17 protein-coding genes are annotated in these 8,603 nt (G+C 40.9%); 2 read left to right on the forward strand and 15 right to left on the reverse strand.

The window, feature by feature from the left end:
• Positions 1-70: 70 nt before the first annotated feature.
• The 13 genes from MNV_RS19565 to MNV_RS09050 all read right to left on the reverse strand — a co-directional run bounded on the left by MNV_RS19565 (position 71) and on the right by MNV_RS09050 (position 4,949).
• A complete protein-coding gene (locus MNV_RS19565) occupies positions 71-223 on the reverse strand; it encodes a hypothetical protein (protein WP_179293897.1) in 153 nt (50 codons plus the stop codon).
• A gap of 195 nt (positions 224-418) precedes the next feature.
• Positions 419-1,477, reverse strand: coding sequence for a ParB/RepB/Spo0J family partition protein (locus MNV_RS09010; protein WP_096205370.1), 1,059 nt, complete (start codon positions 1,475-1,477; stop codon positions 419-421).
• Positions 1,432-1,863 carry a ParB/RepB/Spo0J family partition protein gene (locus tag MNV_RS09015; RefSeq protein ID WP_179293898.1) on the reverse strand — a complete coding sequence of 144 codons (432 nt, stop codon included), beginning with the start codon at positions 1,861-1,863 and terminating at the stop codon, positions 1,432-1,434. Before MNV_RS09015 ends, MNV_RS09010 begins: the two co-directional genes overlap by 46 nt.
• Position 1,864: 1 nt before the next feature.
• Positions 1,865-2,002, reverse strand: coding sequence for a hypothetical protein (locus MNV_RS19570; RefSeq protein ID WP_179293899.1), 138 nt, complete (start codon positions 2,000-2,002; stop codon positions 1,865-1,867).
• A 106-nt stretch (positions 2,003-2,108) separates the two neighbouring features.
• Entirely contained in the window at positions 2,109-2,648 is a 540-nt protein-coding gene (locus MNV_RS09020; RefSeq protein WP_096205373.1) for a hypothetical protein, read from the reverse strand.
• Between the two features lie 214 nt (positions 2,649-2,862).
• Positions 2,863-3,048 carry a hypothetical protein gene (locus MNV_RS09025; protein ID WP_096205375.1) on the reverse strand — a complete coding sequence of 62 codons (186 nt, stop codon included), beginning with the start codon at positions 3,046-3,048 and terminating at the stop codon, positions 2,863-2,865.
• Positions 3,049-3,288, reverse strand: coding sequence for a hypothetical protein (locus MNV_RS09030; protein WP_143311707.1), 240 nt, complete (start codon positions 3,286-3,288; stop codon positions 3,049-3,051).
• An 83-nt stretch (positions 3,289-3,371) separates the two neighbouring features.
• Positions 3,372-3,773, reverse strand: a complete 402-nt coding sequence (locus MNV_RS09035) for a hypothetical protein (protein WP_096205379.1) — start codon at positions 3,771-3,773, stop codon at positions 3,372-3,374.
• A gap of 1 nt (position 3,774) precedes the next feature.
• Positions 3,775-3,972 (reverse strand): hypothetical protein, encoded by a 198-nt coding sequence (locus MNV_RS09040; RefSeq protein WP_096205381.1) that lies wholly within the window; start codon positions 3,970-3,972, stop codon positions 3,775-3,777.
• A 2-nt stretch (positions 3,973-3,974) separates the two neighbouring features.
• Complete coding sequence (locus MNV_RS19575) at positions 3,975-4,151, reverse strand: hypothetical protein (protein ID WP_179293900.1); 177 nt, start codon at positions 4,149-4,151, stop codon at positions 3,975-3,977.
• A 5-nt stretch (positions 4,152-4,156) separates the two neighbouring features.
• Complete coding sequence (locus MNV_RS19580; protein WP_179293901.1) at positions 4,157-4,324, reverse strand: hypothetical protein; 168 nt, start codon at positions 4,322-4,324, stop codon at positions 4,157-4,159.
• Between the two features lies 1 nt (position 4,325).
• Entirely contained in the window at positions 4,326-4,661 is a 336-nt protein-coding gene (locus MNV_RS09045; protein ID WP_096205383.1) for a hypothetical protein, read from the reverse strand.
• Entirely contained in the window at positions 4,662-4,949 is a 288-nt protein-coding gene (locus tag MNV_RS09050; protein ID WP_143311708.1) for a hypothetical protein, read from the reverse strand.
• Between the two features lie 369 nt (positions 4,950-5,318).
• Here MNV_RS09050 and MNV_RS09055 point away from each other — a divergent pair, with 369 nt between their 5' ends.
• On the forward strand, positions 5,319-5,954 hold the full coding sequence (locus MNV_RS09055) for a hypothetical protein (RefSeq protein ID WP_143311709.1): 636 nt from the start codon (positions 5,319-5,321) through the stop codon (positions 5,952-5,954).
• Positions 5,955-6,076: 122 nt separating this feature from the next.
• On the opposite strand, the gene MNV_RS09060 is transcribed toward MNV_RS09055, so the two are convergent.
• Positions 6,077-6,283: a hypothetical protein gene (locus tag MNV_RS09060; RefSeq protein WP_096205389.1), complete on the reverse strand. Its 207-nt coding sequence runs from the start codon at positions 6,281-6,283 to the stop codon at positions 6,077-6,079.
• A gap of 677 nt (positions 6,284-6,960) precedes the next feature.
• Here MNV_RS09060 and MNV_RS19585 point away from each other — a divergent pair.
• Positions 6,961-7,098: a hypothetical protein gene (locus MNV_RS19585; protein WP_179293902.1), complete on the forward strand. Its 138-nt coding sequence runs from the start codon at positions 6,961-6,963 to the stop codon at positions 7,096-7,098.
• Between the two features lie 1,218 nt (positions 7,099-8,316).
• Here MNV_RS19585 and MNV_RS20205 read toward each other — a convergent pair.
• Positions 8,317-8,603 (reverse strand): hypothetical protein (locus tag MNV_RS20205; RefSeq protein WP_218837964.1); only part of this gene is annotated, 287 nt, incomplete at its 5' end.

The following is an 8,603-nucleotide window of genomic DNA, read 5'->3' on the forward strand; positions in this document are numbered from 1 at the left end:
ATCTCATGGTCTTGGACAAGGACTGACCTTCGGAGATGGATGAATCGATTTATTAGTTGAATATCGGAAATTACTTATCAAACAGTCCACTAGCCTCTGCAAAAGCCGTCAGAGGCTTATGACCATAATCGGAGCGCAAATCGCGCCGCCGCTTTTCTATCCCCAGATTCGCCCGCAGAGAACGAATCAGACGATCAACATCTTCATGGGTTTCGAGCTTCATCTGTGGGACCTCCAAATTTTGATAAATTTTGCTCCGGAATACCCCCACCATTGAAAGCATCAACTATTTCCTGCCAGTCTTTTGCAGGCCTGCCAAAAGTCTTTTCAAACCTCCGGTACTCAGCTGCTACATGAGATCGGAAACCGAGAAAGCTTATAAACCCTCGATGGCAAACCCTGCAATGACGAGCCAAAGCTATACCCCCAGTTCCTCTAAGGACTTATTCATAGATTCAACAGTCGGATCGCTATACTCAAACCGATCAGCGAGTATAAACCTAAAAAATGCCTTTGGAATATCTTCATCCGGAATCTTCGAGATATCGTATTCATCTTCACCCTCAACCCCAGGCCAGCATGTGAACGCTCCATCTAAAGAGCCACCCATCATCCCATTAGCCAACTTAGACAACAGTGATCTCAAAACCTTGATATCAACACCAGTTACCCCTTTCAGCCGCTCATCACATATCTGCCAGGCTTTCAGGGACTCCTCTTTTTTCAGACCATTTTGCTCTTTATTATAGGCTTTTTCCTTCTTATCATAACATGCTACATCCAGGCAAACCAGAGATTTATCCTTACCCTTCTTACAACTATCACATGAAGAACAAGGCGTTTGATCCCATCTCTGAAGGTCCGTAGGTGTATCTACAGGGCGCAAGGTCCGATACATCCCATAATCTAACTTATCGGTATCGACTATTTTTTTAGTAACAAGCTCTTCCTTCTCTTTTTCCTTCGCGAGATCATACGCAGTTTGTGCAGCTGCAAGCTTAACAGAAAAACAGTCTTTATTTAAACAAAAGTCCCTTTTACCGCTACCATCATAATAACCCCTGACCTTAATTCTATCTGTGCAAACACACTGACTTTTATCAAAAAACTCCTCAAGCTTACGAATATCGTAAGAGAAACCATTAAGATCTGCAACATTTTTTCCCTGATAAAAAACCCGGGGAATTATTTGTGTTTCAAGATTGACAACAGATACCTCTCTCTTAGCATCGAAATGCCCTTTCAATTCCTTCATGATATCCTCAAAAACAGGATATCCAACAAAAGGTAACAAGATCTGAACATGAGCCGGAGATATTTCTTGCGAAATAATCAGATCCTTCAACTCCTGGGGAGCATCCAGCAGCCTGATCCGGTTGGCTACATACGCCTGGCTCTTTCCCATCTTCTTAGCGAGCTCCGTCTGAGTAATTACACCATCATCAAGGACCTGCTTGATCCCCTGGGCTTCCTCCAAAGGCGAGAAATCTTTCCTGTGCAGGTTACAATGAAAATCAGAAGCTTTGCATCCTGATCATTGATTTCCTGTACAACCACCGGCACAGCCTTTAACTCAAGCTCCTTAGCAGCTCTGAACCGTCTATGCCCACCTATAACCTGAAATCTCTCACCATTCGGACGAAGCAATATAGGCTCATGCGTATAAAAACCATTTTCCTTTATGCTCTTTAAAAGTCCCTGGTACTCCTCATCCTTGTAAGATTCCTCACTCCGCGGATTCCAGCCAGTTTCATCGATCAAACCGATATCCATCATCTGAACCGGCTTACTTACAAGCTTAAAATTAACTTTCTCCTCAGATTCTTTTTTTGAATCTTTCTCAACATCTTTCTTTTTTGCCAATTTATTCCCTCCTTTCCCAATCCACAGTATTTCCCCACAATACACAATATGTGGGAACATCTCCAAGAGTCCCTGAAGTTTTTACATTCACCTCACAAGGAGGATCACATTTCTTACAAACAAAAATATTTAATTTCATTCAGTCACCTTTTTTCTAAACAGATAATAATCATGCAACACATACGCCGCGCAATACAAAGCAACAGCGAGATACACAATACCGACAATTTCATCTAATGTAAAACTCACACGCTCACCTTCCCTTTCCCAATCCTCCGAACCTCGGCAATCGATAGAACAGCAGAGGGAGGACTTACTACGACCTGCCCCTGCAGCTCCTCGCGGACCAGATAGCCCGACTCGATCATAGACATCACACACCGCCAGATTGATTGCCTCTCAACTCCGGTATCGCGATGAATACGCTCAATAACGAATTTCAACCAGGACTTTAAGCCATGTTCATTATGAATCTTGCAAACAAGGTCATATATCCTACCTTCAAGACCGAATTCCTCAGAATGCGAATATACACGACGATAATCACGAAACATATGAGTCTTCTGAATAAGCTGAACTATCACAGGCTTGGCTTCATCAAACTCAAAATCCCTGCAAATATACAGATTTGAATCCGTAAATTTTCCTTTTAACCGACAAGTAACCCAAACCACATCTGCCCAATGATTTACCTGTTCAGTATCAGATAAAAATTCGACATTCTCAAAAAAACCGCATACAGTGCAGTTATGAGGTGACAACTTGGCAGGTAAGAAATTAGTCATTCAATAACTCCCAGGCTGCTTCATCCACAGCCTCCAAAGATCTCAGTATCCCGATAGCATCCATTATCGATGCACAACCCGCGATAAAAATCTATACGCTCATCAAGACACGAACCATCCGAAAAAAGCCGGAACTGCAACTGAAGATAAGATTTACAGATACCTTCCATACTTTTCCAGCAATTAAGGCAATGCCTTGTAGGGTCCATTACAATCACTCACACCTGGCCAACTCAGGCCACTTCTCCAAAAGTTCCTTCTCCCTGATCTTAACCAATCGCATTAGCTCACTATGAGGAGTTGTTTTACGATCCAGTCTCCCGGCAGCCCTCAACTCATTGCATACCTCATTCAAAGCCCTAATTTCAGCGTTTGAATGCCCACCATTCTTATCTGACATTCAATCCCCCACCACATACCAGCGCTTTTCATTAGAAGGAGGCAAGCCGGAGGGAACAACATCCTCCGGCTTAAATTCATCAGAAACAGGATGAATAGGGGAATCAAAATTCAAAGGTAATATATTTTCATCCTGTATTTGCTCATTTTCATGAGATGAAAAACCGGCAGCCGAAGCCACCGGCGACCCATCAAGAGTATCGCGGGAACCTTTTTGGATAGGTTGGATAGGAGCATTCACAGAATTGATCCCAGTTCCCGCGACTAACGGATAATCACGATTCCAGCAAGGAGCAATGCAATCAAAGCAGGATTCACAGCACATTATTGAATCAACCCCGCTTCCAGAAATGCTTTTCGCATATCCGCAGCGTCAATGAAAAGCTTATCCCATTTTCCTATCGTACCGGCACACGCAAGCCAACCAGATCTAGGAAAGTTCTCGATACACCATTCATCAATATAGAAAGACTCATAGCCAGTAGGACCGCCAATTATCGTGAATATCTTACGTGAACTGTCAGATGTAGAAGGCTTAATATGATATTCCAAATTCACGACAGAATCCTTACCGGTATGACAATTAGTCAAAATACCAATTATCATTTTCCTATCACTCATCTCCCATGCAGACTCTATTATCTGCTTAACCACCAAAGCAGGATCACCTTTCTTATTCAGAAAGTCCCAAATCTCCTGTTTAATATCGATCTCAATTTTGACCATATTAATTACCCCTGCACTTCTCAGCCTTCTTGAGCATCTCCCTGGCTTCCTCAAGCTTTTCATTACGGTATCTCAGGGATTCCTCAAGATTCAACAACTGAGCTCTAAGCGTAATCAACCGCTTCTCCTCTTTCTTAATATTCTCTTCCTGAAATCTTACCGTCTCCTCCCAGAAATCAAAGCAAACATGATCTGGCATATTCACAGCCCCTTGAATATCGCGGACCAAATCCTATTCTCCTCAATGAAAGCCTCCATTGCAACCTCATAATCAATATCAACTTTCAAAACACGCAGCGAACCATCGCACTCATCACATTCCTGAAAATCGCCACAGACACCGCCAAGGGCAGGACCAACAGGACAACCAGATGGCAATTAATTCACCGCCTTAATCGTCGGATCTTGAAACACAACTCGCCATCCTCATCGACAGCGATTTCACCATCAGCCTTATCGGTTTCATTTAACCCAAGCTGCTTGCTTGCAAAAGCCGGAACACCGACTTTGGTCTGACCAGTTCTCTTATTCTCAACAAAAGTAGTAACCATTCTACCGCCCCGCAAGCGCAGAAAAGACAAACGCAGGAGCCGAGAACCGGCCTTTTACAGTCACATTGAAACCTGAACCTGTGGAACTGATCAACACTTCTTCAGGCGGCAAATCCATATTCTGAAGAAGAAACTCTTTGAAAACAGGATCATTAGTGCTGAAAGTTAACTCACCTTCACCAGCGACAGGAGCTAGAGCTATAAAATAAAGTCCTGCCAAAGCCAAAATAATTATAATAAAAACCCCAACAGCTTCAATCTCATGCTCTTTCTCGCTCTTCTCGCGCTTAAAGCCACGAATTATGCTCTGCTTCATTTCAGATAATATCTCACCCATTTACTCACCTCCCCGGCAAGCTTCAGCCGAATCATTTACCGGGAGCTTCGTTTGAACGAAAGCAGTAGATAGCCCGTGCTCTTCAAGACAGTTCAACGCGAGATGAATAATAATCGGAGAATTACTGCGATTCTTACCCTGCTTAAGATACCCATCCCGCTTTTTAACAAGCTTATCGCGTTCTTCAATGAACCTGTTTATCCGTTCTCTGTCACCGAGCACGAGCTGCGACTTCGTTGACTCATACTTATATAAGTCAACCTCTTTTGAATCTACTACTTCTACCATAATCTGCATACCTCTTTAAATTTAGTCCGTCGTCAAACGAACACTCTAAACATTATCTCCAAAGTATATATATCTTTGGACATTGTCCATAAACTTTGGACAATCCTAATAAATTATATATATGAATAACATTAACAGGAAAGGGGCGCGGCAGAATGCGTCAACATTCTCAAGCGAATGGACATCTCTGAGGCAACTTACCATTGACTCACTGCATACCATCCATTCGTCAGCCGCGCCTACCTAACCTAACAAGCATTTAACATTATCATAAGGATTATAATAATTTCGGTAGCGTGGTGAAAGTATTATTGAAATTAATAATTAAACTACCAATCCGCAACACATACCATAATATAAAAAACAGCTATGACAAAATCTACAAATCCTTTAGACATAATTTTCGGATTCTTGATACTTATCTCTGGATTAATGTTATTCGGATATATCATTTACAAAAACATCACTTACAGAAAAAAAAGAAAATTTTATCATCCAAAAAAACTCCAACAATTCCAACTAGTAAAACATCAACCAGCTACACGACAAATGTCATCTCTATCATCTCCATCGTCTCAATCCATTAACATCCAATCGAACATAAAAAAAGGAGAATTATTTGAAGATTATATTTTAACCCTATTCAATAACTATTACACCATCGTTCCAAGAACGGAATCCTTTCCAGATTTCATCATAAAATACAACCCCAACAGAGAAACATTCGCAATTGAATGTAAATGGAAACAAGAATTATTTAATGAATCCTATAATATAAACGATAGAGAATTTCTTAACTATAAAGAATATCAGAAACAAAAGAAAATTCCTTTTTTCATGATTCTTGGACTAGATGGAACACCATCTAACCCTAATTACATATTCATAATACCACTTGAAAGACTCAAATACCCTGATATAAAAAATCATTATCTAAACAAGTTCAAAAGACCAAACACCAATAAACCTTTCTGGTATGATCCAATCAGGAAGCAACTAACCTAATAAAAACATAAAAACATAAAAACAAAATCTTATCCGAGAACACTTTTTATTTTCCATAGAGTTCCCATAGATTTTACATTAACTTCAAACGCGCCACGCATTTGCTGGAACTCGAATAGCCTTTATTTCCCTTTTTCCAATAAAGTTAAACGCTTATCCATTCCGCCAAGTCGATCCTTGATATCACGGATGTCTTTTTTAATACTCTCAATATCTCCAATCGCGGTGTCGATTTTCTGCAGCAACCTCCCTATCTTTAAACCGATCGCTACTATCGTAACCGCTGCACCAAAAAAGGTAATCAACTCAAACAGGAGAGAAGAAACCATACTATTAAATTAACCCAAGCAGCCTGGCTATCATGGTTAACAATCCCAAAAACATAATTGCTACACCAATCCAGAATAGCACATCTGTATAATCAAATTTATTAACTTTTTCTACCGTAGTCATAATCTATCTTTATCATGTTTTTTCTATTTAATCTTATCCTTACTCATAGAACAGCCCACACCGCGCCGCGCATTTGCTGGAACTCGGTATCACCGAAGCCGCGCGGGTCTTGCATCGATCAGCACAGATGAGCCGCCGACCAGGGTTTGCTGGAACCTGCCAATAGACTCTTTTCGGGCTGCTCTGTCGAGCAGTTCTTGACGGACTTAATTCTTAATTCTTAATTCTAAGCCGCTGCGAGCCTTTTTTCGATATCTGCTAATAATTAAGTCTTTTTAATGAATTACTAAAATCCACACACCTGCTATTACTTCAGTATATTCACGTTTGTATGGTTGAGCTCACCAGCTTCTCGGAGGGTATTGATAAAGGCAATGCTCACGGGACTTGATGCGCTGCAGCGCAGATAAACAGAGCAAAACCATTATCATACCCATCCTGCGATGCGTTCGCACGGAGAACAGGCGCGGCATACACCGCGCTTTCAAGATTTGATATCCAAGCTGAAGCCCCGCAAGGCGAGTGAAGGGCTTCAGCCCAGGAGTTGATTAAAATGGAATATGAAGAACTATACCAGAGAGGCATCACCGAACAACATATCGATAACCTCATGAGAGCCACTAATATTACTGATAGATCTCTCGCAGAAGAGAGAATCAGAGAGCTGTTCCCTGTAATCAGGCCACTCTAATTTTTTTTGTACATCTAAACACGCTCAGACGCCGCAAGGCTATAGCAGGGCAAGCCCTACTATTTTTAAGTAACCTTACAGTTACCTACCTCACGTTTAAGCCGGTTTGGAGAGTCATCTCCCCAAGAACAAGGTTCTATAAACCAGACTATAGCAAGAATGCAACCAATAATATCTCGGATATCAGAACCGCTCATCACGTTATCGCAAGCTACCACTAACTCACTACATTAATCCTCATGCACAGCCTTCTTGCTTACGCTGGGGACGTATCCCCAGACCTCTCTTCTTGGAGGATGAACCCCCCAAACCCCTCTTAAACTTCCCCGAGGGATAGCTATAGGGGAGCTGGAGAACAAAGTTCCAGCGTTCCAAGCCCGATGCATAAGCAAGCTTATCCCATAACTCCCTACCGGACTCCCTCTCGCCGCCCCGATTCACCCTCGCACCAAATAACCCCGACTACCCAATCAAGAAAACCCTGCGGGGCAATTTAATAATAGCGTCAAGAAGGCTAGAAGTATAGATATTCATGATTCAATCAATTGGTTGTGTAGAAAGATTGGCTAAAATTCATATCGTTTCACGAAAAAGCCAGCTTCATACACTGGTTTTAAAGAATGCAAAACGAATTCCAGCCAAAGTTTGAACACGACCAATCAATTTTATTTCTTTATTCGGTTTCACGGATTCAAAATACTGTTACATCCAATAGGGCAAGTCCATGAATGTAACGCATTTGGATTCCATGTTTTGCCACATTTCTCACACATCAGGATTACACAGCTTTCCAATTCCAGTACTCTAATTTTCGATGCTCTCAGCTCCGCCAATTGATTTTCAGGAATTTTCATTAACCACCTTCCATTTCTATATAGTTTCTTTGCAGATTTATATATTTCGCTGTCAGTTTAAGATAAATACACTGTGATAGAAAAGTCAACTACGGCTGGCATCTTATCATAAACTTTTAAGCAGTTGTATTTACAAGATTCATGTAAATAAAACTTATAAAGTGCTATAATACCACAAAAATCCACCACAAGCATTCCCATATCAAAAGAGATGAAATTGTAAATGTTACACTGGTTCGCTGCAAGCATGAAAGCGACTAAATCTAATTGATAAACCTATGAATTAGTAACTCCTATTTCAGGCAGTAGATAATGATATGCGTTTATACTTTCCTGTACGTCAAGAAATCACTTTGATTTCTTTTCAATCAATATCGACATAGATCAGCTCTCTACCTTCCACACTATAAAAATCAGACCAGACTCTCACAGTACCATCTCTAGGATTATATGTTATCTCTTCCCTAATACCAATATTCTTAGAAACAGCCTGCCAAGAACTAACGGTATTAAACGAACGTATTTTCTTCAGTTCTCTACAATTTCGTAAATACTCCATTGCATGTTCATTTATACAATTCAACTTCTTATTAACACTCGGATAAATAACTCCAGCTTTCCACCTCAACTTATATGGCGAAAATGTATAAA

This window comes from Candidatus Methanoperedens nitratireducens, from assembly GCF_900196725.1.
GTDB classification, from domain to species: Archaea; Halobacteriota; Methanosarcinia; order Methanosarcinales; family Methanoperedenaceae; genus Methanoperedens; species Methanoperedens nitroreducens_A.